This window comes from Polaribacter marinivivus, from assembly GCF_042651285.1.
Classification (GTDB): domain Bacteria; phylum Bacteroidota; class Bacteroidia; order Flavobacteriales; family Flavobacteriaceae; genus Polaribacter; species Polaribacter marinivivus.
In genome coordinates this window covers 1-15,495 of record NZ_JBHSCY010000002.1, presented here as the reverse complement: position 1 = coordinate 15,495, position 15,495 = coordinate 1, and the positions used below count along the sequence as shown (strand labels likewise).

General features: G+C 32.1%; 13 protein-coding genes and 5 tRNA genes. All 18 read right to left on the bottom strand.

What is annotated here, in order from left to right:
* Positions 1-105: 105 nt before the first annotated feature.
* The 18 genes from ACFOWD_RS08125 to rpsU all read right to left on the bottom strand — a co-directional run bounded on the left by ACFOWD_RS08125 (position 106) and on the right by rpsU (position 15,226).
* Positions 106-417, bottom strand: a complete 312-nt coding sequence (locus ACFOWD_RS08125; RefSeq protein WP_377409644.1) for a DUF3467 domain-containing protein — start codon at positions 415-417, stop codon at positions 106-108.
* 133 nt (positions 418-550) lie between these two features.
* Positions 551-4,825: a DNA-directed RNA polymerase subunit beta' gene (gene rpoC, locus ACFOWD_RS08120; RefSeq protein WP_377410975.1), complete on the bottom strand. Its 4,275-nt coding sequence runs from the start codon at positions 4,823-4,825 to the stop codon at positions 551-553.
* A gap of 72 nt (positions 4,826-4,897) precedes the next feature.
* Positions 4,898-8,707: a DNA-directed RNA polymerase subunit beta gene (gene rpoB / locus ACFOWD_RS08115; protein WP_298993972.1), complete on the bottom strand. Its 3,810-nt coding sequence runs from the start codon at positions 8,705-8,707 to the stop codon at positions 4,898-4,900.
* Positions 8,708-8,856: 149 nt separating this feature from the next.
* Positions 8,857-9,234 carry a 50S ribosomal protein L7/L12 gene (gene rplL / locus ACFOWD_RS08110; RefSeq protein ID WP_298993974.1) on the bottom strand — a complete coding sequence of 126 codons (378 nt, stop codon included), beginning with the start codon at positions 9,232-9,234 and terminating at the stop codon, positions 8,857-8,859.
* A 50-nt stretch (positions 9,235-9,284) separates the two neighbouring features.
* Entirely contained in the window at positions 9,285-9,803 is a 519-nt protein-coding gene (gene rplJ / locus ACFOWD_RS08105; RefSeq protein ID WP_298993976.1) for a 50S ribosomal protein L10, read from the bottom strand.
* A 19-nt stretch (positions 9,804-9,822) separates the two neighbouring features.
* Positions 9,823-10,512 (bottom strand): 50S ribosomal protein L1, encoded by a 690-nt coding sequence (gene rplA / locus ACFOWD_RS08100; RefSeq protein WP_298993978.1) that lies wholly within the window; start codon positions 10,510-10,512, stop codon positions 9,823-9,825.
* A 20-nt stretch (positions 10,513-10,532) separates the two neighbouring features.
* Complete coding sequence (gene rplK, locus ACFOWD_RS08095; RefSeq protein ID WP_298993980.1) at positions 10,533-10,970, bottom strand: 50S ribosomal protein L11; 438 nt, start codon at positions 10,968-10,970, stop codon at positions 10,533-10,535.
* Positions 10,971-11,040: 70 nt separating this feature from the next.
* The gene (nusG, locus tag ACFOWD_RS08090; protein WP_298993982.1) at positions 11,041-11,589 is read right to left on the bottom strand and encodes a transcription termination/antitermination protein NusG; all 549 of its coding nucleotides are present in this window, start codon (positions 11,587-11,589) and stop codon (positions 11,041-11,043) included.
* Positions 11,590-11,599: 10 nt separating this feature from the next.
* Positions 11,600-11,788 carry a preprotein translocase subunit SecE gene (gene secE, locus ACFOWD_RS08085; protein WP_114425156.1) on the bottom strand — a complete coding sequence of 63 codons (189 nt, stop codon included), beginning with the start codon at positions 11,786-11,788 and terminating at the stop codon, positions 11,600-11,602.
* A 15-nt stretch (positions 11,789-11,803) separates the two neighbouring features.
* Positions 11,804-11,876: transfer RNA gene (locus ACFOWD_RS08080), tRNA-Trp, on the bottom strand.
* A gap of 74 nt (positions 11,877-11,950) precedes the next feature.
* Positions 11,951-13,138, bottom strand: a complete 1,188-nt coding sequence (gene tuf, locus ACFOWD_RS08075; RefSeq protein ID WP_298993985.1) for an elongation factor Tu — start codon at positions 13,136-13,138, stop codon at positions 11,951-11,953.
* 60 nt (positions 13,139-13,198) lie between these two features.
* A tRNA-Thr gene (locus tag ACFOWD_RS08070) sits at positions 13,199-13,271 on the bottom strand.
* Positions 13,272-13,349: 78 nt separating this feature from the next.
* Positions 13,350-13,422: transfer RNA gene (locus ACFOWD_RS08065), tRNA-Gly, on the bottom strand.
* A gap of 11 nt (positions 13,423-13,433) precedes the next feature.
* A tRNA-Tyr gene (locus ACFOWD_RS08060) sits at positions 13,434-13,516 on the bottom strand.
* 39 nt (positions 13,517-13,555) lie between these two features.
* Positions 13,556-13,629 (bottom strand) — tRNA-Thr (locus tag ACFOWD_RS08055).
* Between the two features lie 96 nt (positions 13,630-13,725).
* The gene (hpf, locus tag ACFOWD_RS08050) at positions 13,726-14,034 is read right to left on the bottom strand and encodes a ribosome hibernation-promoting factor, HPF/YfiA family (RefSeq protein ID WP_298993988.1); all 309 of its coding nucleotides are present in this window, start codon (positions 14,032-14,034) and stop codon (positions 13,726-13,728) included.
* A 3-nt stretch (positions 14,035-14,037) separates the two neighbouring features.
* Positions 14,038-14,931, bottom strand: coding sequence for a tyrosine-type recombinase/integrase (locus ACFOWD_RS08045; RefSeq protein ID WP_298993990.1), 894 nt, complete (start codon positions 14,929-14,931; stop codon positions 14,038-14,040).
* Positions 14,932-15,028: 97 nt separating this feature from the next.
* On the bottom strand, positions 15,029-15,226 hold the full coding sequence (rpsU, locus tag ACFOWD_RS08040; RefSeq protein ID WP_298993992.1) for a 30S ribosomal protein S21: 198 nt from the start codon (positions 15,224-15,226) through the stop codon (positions 15,029-15,031).
* Between the last annotated feature and the right edge of the window lie 269 nt (positions 15,227-15,495).

Genomic DNA, 15,495 nt, shown 5'->3' with positions numbered 1-15,495 from the left:
TTATAAATTTTTATATATGTTTTTTATGATTTATATTAATATTATTTATAAAAAAAAATCATTTATAAAAAAAAAGAAAAACAAATGTTTTTCTTTTTATTTTTTTTAAGCTTGACCTGTAGGCCCAAAATTCATTGGAATTGGAGGTTGTTCGTAGTCTTTAATTTCTCCATGTTGTTGTTCGAATTTACTAACATTATCTGCTAAAGCTTTTGTTAACCTTTTAGCATGTTGTGGTGTTAAAATTATTCTAGATTTTACTTTTGCTTTTGGCACACCAGGCATAATATTAATAAAGTCAACAATAAATTCTGACATTGAGTGATTAATAATTGCTAAGTTAGAATAGGTACCTTCTGCTACTTCTTGATCTAGTTCAATATTTAATTGGCCTTCTTTATTTTGATTTTCTTCCATGGTTAAAAATTTTGTTCGTTTATTGATGCAATTTTATCATCTTATTAAAAAAGAAAAAGTTGAATTGAATAGTGTAATTAAAATTACAGCAAACAATTCAACTTTAAATATTTAAACGTTTACACGTTATACTTTAGAAACTTTGTTCTATTTCGTCTTTAGGACCAACAATAACATTGTCGTACTTTCTCATTCCTGTACCTGCAGGTATTCTTTTACCTACAATTACATTTTCTTTTAATCCTTCTAACGTATCTACTTTACCATTAACAGCTGCTTCATTTAATACTTTAGTAGTTTCTTGGAAAGAAGCTGCTGAGATAAATGATTTTGTCTGTAATGATGCTCTTGTAATACCTTGTAAAACTTGTTCTGCTGTTGCAGGTTGTGCATCTCTTGCTACAACTAAGTTCTGATCATTTCTTCTTAATAAAGAATTTTCATCTCTTAATTGACGAGCAGTAATAATTTGACCTGCTTTTAAATTTTCTGAATCTCCAGCATCTTCAACAACTTTCATTCCGTAAATAGCATCATTTTCTGCGATAAAGTCATTTTTATGGATTAATTGATTCTCTAAGAAAAGTGTGTCTCCTGAATCTATAATCTTAACTTTACGCATCATTTGACGAACTACAACTTCGAAATGCTTGTCATTAATTTTTACACCTTGTAAACGATATACTTCTTGAATTTCGTTTACTAAGTATTCTTGTACTGCAGATGGTCCTTTAATTCTTAAGATATCAGAAGGTGTTGTAGCACCATCAGATAAAGGCATACCAGCTTTAATAAAGTCATTTTCTTGAACTAAAATCTGGTTAGAAAGTTTAACTAAATACTTTTTAACATCTCCAGTTTTAGACTCAACAATAATTTCTCTATTACCTCTTTTTATTTTACCAAAAGAAACCACACCATCAATCTCTGAAACAACAGATGGGTTAGATGGGTTACGTGCTTCAAATAATTCTGTTACACGTGGTAAACCTCCAGTAATATCGCCTGCTTTACCAGACTTTCTTGGTATTTTTACTAATGTTTTTCCACTTTCTACAGTATCTCCATCATCAACCATTAAGTGAGCACCAACAGGTAAACTATAAGAACGTAGAGCATTACCATCTTTATCTTCTATAATTAAAGAAGCAATAATTTTCTTATTCTTAGAATCTGTAATTACTTTTTCTTGGAAACCAGTTTGTTCATCAATTTCTACAGAATAGTTCATACCCTGCTCTAAATTGTCAAACTTAACTTTACCAGCAAATTCAGAAACAATTACACCATTAAATGGATCCCATTGTACAATAACATCACCTTTCTTTATTGTCTTTCTATCTTTATCAAAAATGATAGAACCATATGGAAGTATGTTTGTACTTTGAGTTATACCCGTTTTCTTATCAACAATTTTAATTTCAGCTGTTCTAGAAATTACGATATCTACTTCATTACCTTCGTTATCTTTTCCTTTAACAGTTCTTAAATCGTCTATTGTTACATTACCATCAAACTTAGCAACTAACTTATTCTCTTCAGAAATGTTACCTGCAACCCCACCTACGTGGAATGTTCTTAATGTTAACTGCGTACCTGGCTCTCCAATAGATTGTGCTGCAATTACACCAACTGCTTCACCAATTTGAACTTTGTTACGAGTAGATAAACTCTGACCATAACATTTAGCACAAATACCTTTTGCAGACTCACAAGTTAATGGAGATCTAACTTCTACAGAATCAATTCCAGATTTTTCAACTTTTTCTGCTAATTGTGCAGTAATTGGTTGATTAGCTTCTATTAAAATTTCATCAGTTAATGGATCATATACATTTTGTAAAGATATACGACCTTCAATTCTATCTGATAAAGATTCTACAATCTCATCATTTTTCTTTAAAGGAGTAACTTCTAATCCTCTTAATGTACCACAATCTTCTTCGTTAATAATAACGTCTTGTGAAACATCTACTAAACGTCTTGTTAAGTACCCAGCATCTGCCGTTTTTAAAGCGGTATCTGCTAATCCTTTACGAGCTCCGTGAGTTGAGATAAAGTATTCTAAGATTGATAACCCTTCTTTAAAGTTAGAAAGAATTGGGTTTTCAATAATTTCACCACCACCAGCAGTAGATTTTTTAGGCTTAGCCATTAATCCACGCATACCAGTTAACTGACGAATTTGCTCTTTAGAACCCCTTGCTCCAGAATCTAACATCATATATACTGAGTTAAATCCTTGTTGGTCTTCACGTAAACGTTTCATAGATAACTCAGTTAATCTGTTGTTGGTAGAACCCCAAACATCAATTACCTGATTGTAACGCTCTTTTTGCGTTAACATACCCATGTTATAATTCATTACAATACCATCTACTTCCTTGTTTGCTTCTTCAATCATAGATTGTTTTTCAGCAGGAATAATGATATCTCCTAATGAGAATGATAAACCACCTTCAAAAGCAAATTTATATCCCATATTTTTTATTTCATCTAAGAATGCACCTGTTGTTGGTATATCTGTAGCTTTTAAAATACCACCAATAATACCTCTTAAGTTTTTCTTAGTTAATACTTCATTGATGTAACCAGCAGCAGTAGGAACTTTCTCATTAAATAAAACTCTACCTACAGTAGTTTCTATAATTTTAGTTACTTGCTCGCCATTTTCATCTAAATCTTGAGTTCTTACTTTAATACCAGCATTTAAATCAACTTTTTCTTCGTTAAAAGCAATAGTTACTTCTTCTGGTGAATAGAAAGTTAATCCTTCTCCTTTTACAGGAACTTCTGGAGTTGACTTTCTTTCTTTAGTCATATAATATAGACCTAGTACCATATCCTGAGAAGGTACAGTAACAGGAGCACCATTTGCAGGATTTAAGATATTATGAGAAGCTAACATTAATAATTGTGCTTCTAAAATAGCTTCTGGTCCTAAAGGTAAGTGAACCGCCATTTGATCCCCATCAAAATCGGCATTAAATGCAGAACATGCTAAAGGATGTAATTGTATTGCTTTCCCTTCAATTAACTTTGGTTGGAAAGCTTGAATACCAAGTCTGTGTAATGTAGGAGCCCTGTTTAATAAAACTGGATGACCTTTAATTACATTTTCTAAAATATCCCAAACAACTGGTTCTTTTCTATCTATAATTTTCTTAGCAGATTTAACTGTTTTTACAATTCCTCTTTCAATCAATTTTCTAATTACAAAAGGCTTGTAAAGTTCAGCAGCCATATCTTTTGGCAATCCACATTCAGATAATTTCATTTCAGGTCCAACAACAATTACAGAACGTGCAGAATAATCAACACGCTTACCTAATAAGTTTTGACGGAAACGACCTTGTTTACCTTTTAATGAATCTGATAAAGATTTTAATGGTCTGTTAGATTCAGTTTTTACTGCAGATGATTTACGTGTGTTATCAAATAATGAATCTACAGATTCTTGTAACATACGTTTTTCGTTACGTAAAATAACTTCTGGAGCTTTTATTTCAACTAATCTTTTTAAACGATTATTTCTAATAATAACTCTTCTATATAAATCATTTAAATCAGATGTTGCAAAACGACCACCATCTAAAGGCACTAATGGACGTAATTCTGGCGGAATTACTGGAATTGCCTTCATAATCATCCACTCAGGATTGTTTTCTCTATTTTTTTGAGAATCTCTGAATGCTTCAACAACATTTAAACGCTTTAATGCTTCTGTTTTACGTTGTTTAGAAGTTTCTGTATTTGCTTTGTGTCTTAATTGGAATGATAACTCATCTAAATCGATACGAGCTAATAAATCAATTAAACATTCTGCACCCATCTTAGCAATAAACTTGTTTGGGTCTGTATCTTCTAAATACTGATTATCTTGTGGTAACTCATCAACAATATCTAAATATTCTTCTTCTGTTAAGAAGTCCATTTTTTGTAATGGTTCACCTTCTGCGTTTTTAGCAATACCTGGTTGAATTACTACATAACGTTCGTAGTAAATAATCATATCTAACTTTTTAGAAGGTAAACCTAAAAGGTAACCCATTTTGTTAGGTAATGATCTAAAGTACCAAATATGAGCAACAGGAACTACTAAATTAATATGTCCTACTCTATCTCTACGTACTTTCTTTTCAGTTACTTCTACACCACATCTATCACAAACTATCCCCTTGTAACGTATTCTTTTGTATTTACCACAAGCACACTCATAATCCTTTACAGGACCAAAAATACGCTCACAGAATAAACCATCACGTTCAGGTTTGTGCGTACGATAGTTTATGGTTTCTGGTTTTAAAACTTCTCCTTTAGAAACTTCTAATATAGCTTCTGGAGATGATAAACCAATTGAGATTTTATTAAACTTTTTTACAGTGTATTTCTCTTGTCTTCTTGCCATGTCTTTTAATAAGTATAGTTGGCAGTAGTCAGTTTCCAATAGAAACTATTGGAAACTGGTTACTGAAAAAATTTATTCTTCTAATCTAACGTCTAAGCCTAAACCTTTAAGTTCGTGCATTAATACGTTAAACGATTCTGGTAAACCTGGTTCAGGCATTTCTTCTCCTTTTACGATACTCTCGTAAGTTTTAGCTCTACCCATAACATCATCAGATTTTACAGTTAAGATTTCTCTTAAGATACTTGATGCTCCATATGCTTCAAGTGCCCAAACTTCCATCTCTCCAAAACGCTGACCACCAAATTGTGCTTTACCACCTAATGGTTGTTGAGTAATTAATGAGTAAGGTCCAATAGAACGCGCATGCATTTTATCTTCAATCATGTGACCTAACTTAATCATATAAATTACACCAACAGTTGCAGGTTGATCAAAACGTTTACCTGTACCTCCATCATATAAATATGTGTGTCCAAATCTTGGAACACCAGCTTCGTCTGTATATTTATTGATTTCATCTAAAGAAGCTCCATCAAAAATTGGTGTCGCATATTTCTTATCTAATTTTTGACCTGCCCAACCAAGAACAGTTTCATAAATCTGACCAATATTCATACGAGATGGTACCCCTAATGGATTTAAAACGATATCAACAGGAGTTCCATCTTCTAAGAAAGGCATATCTTCTGCTCTTACAATTCTTGCAACAATACCTTTGTTTCCATGACGTCCAGCCATTTTATCACCCACTTTTAACTTACGTTTTTTAGCGATGTAAATTTTAGCTAATTTTAAAATACCTGCTGGTAACTCATCACCTACAGAAATTGTAAATTTTTGACGACGTAAAGATCCTTGTAAATCGTTTACTTTTATTTTATAGTTATGAACTAATTCACCAACTAATTTGTTTAAATCTTCATCAGTTGTCCAAGTACCTGTTAAATGCACATAGTCATCTACAGAGTTTAACATTTTAAGTGTATATTTTTTACCTTTTGGTAATACTTCTTCACCTAAATCATTAAATACACCTTGTGATGTTTTACCACTAACAAGGTTAAATAACTTTTCTATTAACTGGTCTTTTAAACTTTCGAACTTAGATACAAAAGATTGCTCTAAAGTAGCTACTGCTTCTTTATCTCTTAATCTCTTATTTTTATCTTTTACAGCTCTTTTGAATAATTTTTTATCAATTACTACACCTCTTAATGATGGAGAAGCTTTTAATGATGCGTCTTTTACATCACCTGCTTTATCACCAAAAATGGCACGTAATAATTTTTCTTCTGGAGTTGGATCTGATTCTCCTTTTGGTGTAATCTTACCAATTAAGATATCACCAGGATTCACTTCTGCTCCAATTCTAATCATTCCATTTTCATCTAAATCTTTAGTAGCTTCTTCAGAAACGTTTGGAATATCATTAGTTAACTCTTCAGTTCCTAATTTTGTATCTCTTACGTCTAAAGAATACTCATCAATATGTATAGATGTAAATATATCTTCTCGAACAACTTTTTCAGAAATCACGATGGCATCCTCAAAGTTATACCCTTTCCAAGGCATAAAGGCTACTTTCATGTTTCTACCTAAAGCTAATTCTCCTTGTTGTGTTGCATAACCTTCACAAAGTACTTGTCCTTCCTCTACTCTATCACCTCTTTTAACAATTGGCTTTAGGTTAATTGAAGTACCTTGGTTCGTTTTTCTAAATTTAATTAAGTCATAAGTAACTTCATCAGAATCGAAACTTACTAAGTTTTCTTCTTCAGTTCTATCATGCTTAATTGTAATTTTGTTTGCATCTACATAAGTTACAACACCTTTACCTTCTGCGTTAATTAAGATTCTAGAATCTTTAGCAACTCTTCTTTCTAATCCTGTACCTACAATTGGTGCTTCAGGACGTAATAAAGGAACAGCTTGACGCATCATGTTAGATCCCATTAATGCACGGTTTGCATCATCATGTTCTAAGAAAGGAATTAACGATGCAGAAATTGATGCAATTTGATTTGGAGCAACGTCCATATAATCAATTACATCTGGAGTAACTACAGGGAAATCGCCTTCTTCACGAGCAATAACTCTGTCTGTTGCAAAACTTCCATCTTCATTTAATGCTAAATTAGATTGAGCAATTTTCTTACCTTCTTCTTCTTCTGCACTTAAATAAATTGGCTCTTCCTTAGCAACAACTCCATTACTAACTTTTCTATAAGGTGTTTCAATAAATCCTAAGTTATTCACTTTTGCAAAAACAGAAAGTGAAGAAATTAAACCAATATTTGGTCCTTCAGGAGTTTCAATTGGACATAAACGTCCATAATGTGTATAGTGTACATCACGTACCTCGAAACCAGCTCTTTCTCTTGATAAACCTCCAGGTCCAAGTGCAGATAATCTACGCTTGTGAGTAATCTCTGCTAATGGATTGGTTTGATCCATAAATTGAGATAATTGGTTTGTACCAAAGAATGAGTTAATTACTGATGATAATGTTTTTGCATTAATTAAGTCAATAGGTGTAAAAACTTCATTATCACGAACGTTCATACGCTCACGAATAGTTCTTGCCATACGTGCTAAACCAACACCAAACTGACCAGCTAATTGCTCACCTACAGTACGAACACGTCTGTTAGATAAGTGATCTATATCATCTACTTCTGCTTTTGAATTGATTAACTCAATTAAATATTTAATGATTGTTATAATATCTAATTTTGTTAATACTTTTTCATCCATATCAACATCTAACTGAAGTTTAGTGTTCATTCTAAAACGACCTACTTCACCTAAATTATAACGTTGTTCTGAGAAAAATAATTTATCTATAATACCTCTTGCAGTCTCTTCATCTGGCGGTTCTGCATTACGTAATTGTCTATAGATATGCTCAACAGCCTCTTTTTCTGAGTTTGTTGGATCTTTTTGTAGTGTATTGTGAATAATAGCATAGTCTGCCATTTGATTATCTTCTTTATGAAGTAAAATCGTTTTAGCACCTGCTTCAATTATTTCATCAATATGTTCTTTTTCTAAAATAGTATCTCTATCAAAAATGATTTCATTTCTTTCGATAGATACTACTTCACCTGTATCTTCATCAACAAAGTCTTCAAACCAAGTTTTAAGAACTCTTGCTGCTAATTTACGTCCTAATACTTTTTTAAGTCCTGCTTTAGAAACTTTAATTTCTTCAGCAAGATCAAAGATTTCTAAAATATCTTTATCTCTTTCAAAACCAATGGCTCTGAATAAAGTGGTTACTGGTAATTTTTTCTTTCTATCAATGTAAGCATACATTACTTGATTGATATCTGTAGCAAATTCTATCCAAGAACCTTTAAAAGGAATTACTCTTGCTGAATATAATTTTGTACCATTTGCGTGGAAAGATTGTCCAAAGAAAACTCCTGGAGATCTGTGAAGTTGAGAAACAACAACACGTTCAGCACCATTAATAACAAATGTTCCAGAGTTAGTCATATAAGGAATTGTACCTAAATACACATCTTGAACAATAGTTTCAAAATCTTCGTGCTCTGGATCTGTACAATATAATTTAAGACGAGCTTTTAAAGGGACACTGTAAGTAAGACCTCTTTCTATACATTCTTGAATGCTATATCTTGGTGGGTCTACAAAGTAATCTAAAAACTCTAATACAAATTGATTTCTTGTATCTGTGATTGGAAAGTTATCCATGAAGGTTTTGTACAAACCTTCTTCACCTCTTTCTTCTGCTTTTGTTTGAAGTTGGAAAAAATCTTGGAAAGATTTTACCTGAATATCCAAGAAATCTGGATACTCTTTAATCATTTGAGAAGTTGCGAAGTTGATTCTTTCAGTAGTGTTTTTCGTTGCCAAAAGAGAATATATTTTTTGATTAAAAATCTGATTAAAATAAAGAACGAATATATACACAAAATGGTTTAGGCCTAAAACATAACGTTTTAGTACCTAAACCTATATTTGTTTTCCCGTTTTTGAACTCTTCAAAAAGCGGGAGTAATAGCTTACTTAAGCTCTACTTCAGCTCCTGCTTCTTCTAAAGATTTTTTAAGACCTTCTGCCTCATCTTTAGATACACCTTCTTTAACTGCTGCTGGAGCGCTATCTACGATACCTTTAGCTTCTTTTAATCCTAAACCAGTTAATTCTTTAACTAATTTAACAACTGCTAATTTAGAACCACCTGCTGCTTTTAAGATTACGTCGAATTCAGTTTGCTCTTCACCTGCATCATCTCCACCACCTGCTGCTGGACCTGCTACTGCTACTGCAGCTGCTGCTGGCTCAATACCATATTCGTCTTTTAAAATAGTAGCTAATTCGTTAACTTCTTTTACTGTTAAGTTAACTAATTGTTCTGCGAAATCTTTTAAATCTGCCATTTTAATTGTTTTTAAAAATTTTGTTTTATTATAGTTTATTTGTGCGCTAATTATTTTTCAGATAATGTTTTTATAATACCTGAAAGTGTTTGTCCACCAGATTGTAATGCTGAAACAACATTCTTAGCTGGCGATTGTAATAATCCAATGATTTCTCCAATTAATTCTTCTCTAGACTTGATATCTACTAAAGCATCTAATTGATCATCACCAATATAAACAGACTCTTCTGCAAAAGCCCCTTTTAATAATGGTCTATCTTTGGATTTTTTTCTAAATTCTTTGATTAATTTTGCAGGTGCATTTGCAGCCTCTGCAATCATCATAGAAGTATTACCTTTTAATACTGATGGAAGATCGCCAAAATCTTTATCTGACGCCTCCATTGCTTTTGCAAGTAATGTATTTTTAACAACTGATAACTGAACACCAGCTTTAAAGCATGCTCTACGTAAGTTTGATGTAGTCTGTGCATTTAAACCAGAAATATCGGCTAAATATACAGTGTTAGTATCTGCTAATGTTGCTGTTAAATCTTGTATTACTTGTGATTTTTCCTCTCTTGTCATAATGTTAAGTTTTAACTTATTAAACAGCTTTTACATCAACCTCAATAGAAGGACTCATTGTACTAGACATGTAAACACTCTTTACATAAGTTCCTTTTGCTGCAGTTGGTTTCAATTTAATAATTGTTTGAATTAATTCGTTAGCATTTTCTTGGATTTTCTTAGCATCAAAAGATACTTTTCCAATTGCTGCATGAACGATACCAGTTTTATCAACTTTAAAGTCGATTTTACCTGCTTTTACATCTTGAACAGCTTTAGCTACATCCATTGTTACAGTACCTGTTTTTGGGTTAGGCATTAAACCTCTAGGACCTAAAATTCTACCTAAAGGACCTAATTTACCCATTACACTTGGCATTGTAATAATTACATCTACATCTGTCCAACCTCCTTTAATTTTTTGAAGGTATTCATCTAACCCAACATAATCTGCACCTGCTTCTTGAGCCTCTGCTTCTTTATCTGGAGTTACTAATGCTAAAACTTTTACATCTTTACCAGTTCCATGAGGTAATGTTACTACACCTCTAACCATTTGATTAGCTTTACGAGGATCTACTCCTAAACGAATTGCTAAATCTACTGATGCATCAAACTTTACATTAGTAATGTCTTTGACTAGCGCTGAAGCAGCTGCTAAATCATAAGATTGAGATCTATCAATCTTAGCGTAAGCCTCTTTTTGCTTTTTTGTTAATTTTGCCATTTTACTATTGTTTATAAAGTTTATGCTGGTGCATCACCTTTTACTGTTAATCCCATAGAACGAGCTGTACCTGCAATCATTCTCATTGCTGAAGAAACTTCAAAAGCATTTAAATCTGCCATTTTATCTTCTGCAATTACTTTAATTTGATCCCAAGTAACTGATGCTACTTTCTTTCTGTTTGGTTCTCCTGAACCTTTCTTGATTTTGGCCGCTTCTAGTAACTGGACTGCTGCAGGAGGAGTTTTTACAACAAAATCGAACGATTTGTCTTTGAAAACAGTAATAACAACAGGTAGAACTTTACCTTGTTTGTCTTGCGTTCTTGCATTAAACTGTTTACAGAACTCCATAATGTTAACACCAGCAGCACCTAAAGCGGGTCCAACTGGTGGCGACGGATTCGCAGCACCTCCCCTTACTTGTAATTTAACTACTTTACTAACTTCTTTTGCCATTTTAAAAATGTTTTGTGACTTGTTTTAATTTGGAAGCTTAAAAACAAATCGATATATATTTGTGTAACAATTATATCTTTTCTACTTGCATATAACTTAATTCTAATGGTGTTTTTCTTCCAAAGATTTTCACCATTACTTCAAGTTTACGCTTTTCTTCATTTACTTTTTCTATAGTTCCATCAAAACCATTAAATGGTCCATCTACAACTTTTACTGTTTCTCCAACATTATATGGTATTGCAATGTTTTCATCTTGTACAGATAATTCATCTACTTTACCTAACATTCTATTTACTTCAGATTTACGCATTGGTACAGGATCACCTCCTTTGGTTTCACCTAAAAAACCAATTACTCCAGTAATAGATTTAATAACGTGAGGAACTTCACCAGATAAATTTGCTTCTACCATTATATATCCTGGGAAATAAACTCTTTCTCTATTTACTTTCTTCCCATTTCTAATCTGAACAACTTTTTCAGTAGGCACAATCACTTGGCTTACATAATCAGATAAACCTACTCTAGAAATTTCAGTTTCTATATAAGATTTAACTTTATTTTCTTGTCCTCCAATGGCTCTAACAACATACCATTTCATTACTGAATCAGCCATAATTTATTTCTTAAAATAATTTGAAAAAGTTATCTAATCCAGTTTGAAAAACGTAATCTATACCAGCAACAGCTAAAGCAAAAAGTATTGTAAATACAGCTACAGTTACTGTTGTCTTTTGAGCATCTTCTTTAGATATCCACGTCATGTGGTTATTTAATTCATCAAAAGAGTCTTTGATATATTGTATAAAGTTCATTTTTCTTCTATTTTGCACGGGTTGAGAGGCTCGAACTCCCGACACCTAGTTTTGGAGACTAGTGCTCTACCAACTGAGCTAAACCCGTTTATTCATTGATAAAGGCATCCCGTAAAAACGGGACACCCTTTTATATTTATCAATTAATAAACTAACTTATTATTAGTCTAATAATTCAGTTACCTGACCAGCACCAACTGTTCTACCACCTTCACGGATAGCGAAACGTAAACCTACGTTTAATGCAATTGGTTGAATTAAGTCTACAGTAATTGTTAAGTTATCACCTGGCATTACCATTTCTACACCAGAAGGTAAGTTGATAGTACCTGTAACATCTGTTGTTCTAACATAAAACTGAGGACGATAGTTGTTATGGAATGGAGTATGACGTCCACCTTCTTCTTTTTTAAGAACATAAACCTCAGCCTTAAACTTAGCATGTGGAGTTACAGAACCTGGCTTACAGATTACCATTCCTCTTTTGATTTGTGTCTTTTCAATTCCTCTTAATAAGATACCAGCGTTATCTCCTGCCTCACCTCTGTCTAAGATTTGACGGAACATTTCGATACCTGTAATAGTAGAAGTTAATTTCTCAGCTCCCATACCTATGATCTCAACAGGATCTCCAGTGTTTGCAATACCAGTTTCAATTCTACCAGTAGCTACAGTACCACGACCAGTAATTGAGAATACATCTTCAATCGGCATTAAGAAATCTTTATCAACCTCACGAGTTGGCTCTTCAATCCAGTTATCAACAGCTTCCATTAATTCTAAAACTGTATCAACCCATTTTTGCTCACCATTCAAAGCACCTAAAGCTGAACCAGAAACAACTGGCCCTTCATCACCATCATAGTCATAGAAAGAAAGTAATTCTCTAACTTCCATGTCAACTAATTCTAATAACTCTTCATCATCAACCATATCAACTTTGTTTAAGAAAACAACGATACGAGGAATACCTACCTGACGACCTAATAAGATATGCTCTCTAGTTTGTGGCATAGGACCATCTGTTGCAGCAACAACTAAAATAGCACCATCCATTTGAGCAGCACCAGTTACCATGTTCTTCACATAATCCGCGTGACCTGGACAGTCAACGTGTGCATAGTGACGATTAGCAGTTTGATATTCTACGTGAGAAGTGTTAATTGTAATACCTCTTTCTTTCTCTTCAGGAGCATTATCAATCTGATCAAAAGATTTAGCTTCAGAAAAACCTGCATCAGCTAATACTTTAGTAATAGCCGCAGTTAAAGTAGTTTTACCGTGATCTACGTGTCCGATAGTACCAATGTTTAAGTGTGGTTTCGAACGGTCAAAAGTTCCTTTTGCCATAATTATTAATTTTAATTCTTAGTTTAAATATATTTAGTGTCTAATAATACTAATTAAATGAGCCAATGACGGGATTTGAACCCGTGACCTCATCCCTACCAAGGATGCGCTCTACCAACTGAGCTACACCGGCTTTTGTCAGTTTAAAGTTTTAAGTAAATGTCAATAATTTTATTATTAACATACTTAATTCTACAACTCAGTTTTTTTGAGCGAGAGACCGGGTTCGAACCGGCGACATTCAGCTTGGAAGGCTGACGCTCTACCAACTGAGCTACTCTCGCATAATTTTATGTGGGGAGAGCAGGATTCGAACCTGCGAAGTCGAAAGACAACGGAGTTACAGTCCGTCCCATTTGGCCGCTCTGGAATCTCCCCTAAAATTCAATAAATAAATGAACTTTTTTTGTTTTTTTGAGCCGATGGAGGGACTCGAACCCACGACCTGCTGATTACAAATCAGCTGCTCTAGCCAGCTGAGCTACATCGGCTTTTGTTATAAAAAAACAATCCGCTATTTCTAACGGATTGCAAATGTATAAAGTTTTTTTAATTTGTAAAACTTTTTGTTATTATTTTTTTAAAAATTATGAAATTAATGAATCTCTTAATTTTTCTTTATGTCTTTTTAACTGTCTTTTTAAATTATCTACAGCCATGTTTAATCCTTCTTCAAAGGTTCTAGTCTCTCTCTTAACTATTAATTCATGTCCTGGAATATTAATTTTAACTTCTGTAATCTTATTTTCTTTATCACTTGTGTTTTGAACTTTTAAGAAAACTTCTGCATCTACAATCTTATCATGGAATTTTACAAGATGACTGACTTTTTCTTCAGCATAATTTATAAGTTTTTTATCTGCATTAAAATTAACTGATTGTGTGAATACTTTCATAAACTAAAATTTTTTAGTGCTCCTAGGATGAGCTTGGTTATACACTTTTTTTAAAGTCTCAAGACTATTATTTGTGTAGACTTGAGTAGAGGCTAAACTAGAATGCCCTAGCAATTCTTTAACCGAATTTAAATCTGCTCCTTCGTTTAATAAGTGTGTTGCAAAAGAATGCCTTAAAATATGAGGACTCTTTTTTACTTTTGAAGAAACTAAACTAAAGTAAGAATTAATTATTCTATAAACAAGTGTTTCATAAATTTTGTTTCCTTTTTCTGTTACAAATAGATTCTCTGTTACTAAGTTTATTTTTTTTCTTTCTATTAAATATTTTTCAATAGAGTTGTTTACAGAATTTAGTATTGGTACAAATCTTTCTTTATTTCTTTTCCCTAAAACTTTTATTGTTTTATCACTTAAATTTACATCAGACAATTTAATATTAATCAGTTCCATTCTTCTAATTCCTGTTGAATAAAAAAGTTCAACAATTAATTTATTTCTTATTGAAACAAAATTAGAATCTTCAGATATATTAGAAATAACTCTATTTACTTCTTTATACGTGAATGGAACTTGAACTTTTTTTGATGTTTTTAATGCTTTATGTTTAGCTAATGGATTTACCTCTACTTGATGTGATTTTTGTAAAAATTTATAAAAAGACTTTAAAGAGCTAATTTTTCTATTAATTGATCTATTTGATAAATTCTTATTTACTAATTCAATAATCCAACTTCGTATTTGATTGTATTCTACTTTTGTAATATCATTTTCATCAAATTCTGAAACAATGAATTCTTTAAACACAGTTAAATCATTTTTATAAGCTTTAACAGTTAACAATGAATATTTTTTTTCATGTAAAAGATACTCTAAAAAGCTATCTATTAAGTTCAAGTATTTTGGAATTAGTAATTTTTAATGAAATGAATGTATAAAAAAAATCTCACATTTAATAATGTGAGATTTTTATATTTTGAAAAAGAAATTATTTCTAACCTACTTCTTCTTGTGTTCTTAAACGTTGGATGTAAGATGCTTTAATTTTTTGAGCTCTTTTCGCAACTGAAGGTTTTGTGAAGTTTTTTCTTTCACGTAAATTCTTCATTGTCTTTGTACGATCGAACTTTCTTTTGTAACGTTTTAAAGCTCTATCTATATTCTCTCCTTCTTTTACTGGTATAATTAACATAAGTTGGCACCTCCCTTCATCGTATCTTTAATATTTTAAAACAGTTAAACTGTTGATTTATAAATTTTGGACTGCAAAAATAGAAAAGAAATATGAATTAAAGATTAATATTATAAATTATTTTTAAAAAATTATTTTATGTTGCTGGTTTATATTCCTTTTTATCTATTACCATTTTTGCGAATTTAAACCAATTTTCGCAAAAAGCTAATCTGAATAAGTTAGGTAGCAGGTTTGTATTCCTTTTTATCGATTACCATTTTTGCGAA

Coding starts and splice junctions, on each gene's coding strand:
- ACFOWD_RS08125 (WP_377409644.1), bottom strand. CDS start 417: ATGGAAGAAAATCAAAATAAAGAAGGCCAATTAAATATTGAACTAGAT.
- rpoC (WP_377410975.1), bottom strand. CDS start 4,825: ATGGCAAGAAGACAAGAGAAATACACTGTAAAAAAGTTTAATAAAATC.
- rplL (WP_298993974.1), bottom strand. CDS start 9,234: ATGGCAGATTTAAAAGATTTCGCAGAACAATTAGTTAACTTAACAGTA.
- rplJ (WP_298993976.1), bottom strand. CDS start 9,803: ATGACAAGAGAGGAAAAATCACAAGTAATACAAGATTTAACAGCAACA.
- rplA (WP_298993978.1), bottom strand. CDS start 10,512: ATGGCAAAATTAACAAAAAAGCAAAAAGAGGCTTACGCTAAGATTGAT.
- rplK (WP_298993980.1), bottom strand. CDS start 10,970: ATGGCAAAAGAAGTTAGTAAAGTAGTTAAATTACAAGTAAGGGGAGGT.
- nusG (WP_298993982.1), bottom strand. CDS start 11,589: ATGGCTGATTCAGTAATGAAATGGTATGTTGTTAGAGCCATTGGAGGA.
- secE (WP_114425156.1), bottom strand. CDS start 11,788: ATGAACTTTATACAATATATCAAAGACTCTTTTGATGAATTAAATAAC.
- tuf (WP_298993985.1), bottom strand. CDS start 13,138: ATGGCAAAAGGAACTTTTGACCGTTCGAAACCACACTTAAACATTGGT.
- hpf (WP_298993988.1), bottom strand. CDS start 14,034: ATGAAAGTATTCACACAATCAGTTAATTTTAATGCAGATAAAAAACTT.
- rpsU (WP_298993992.1), bottom strand. CDS start 15,226: ATGTTAATTATACCAGTAAAAGAAGGAGAGAATATAGATAGAGCTTTA.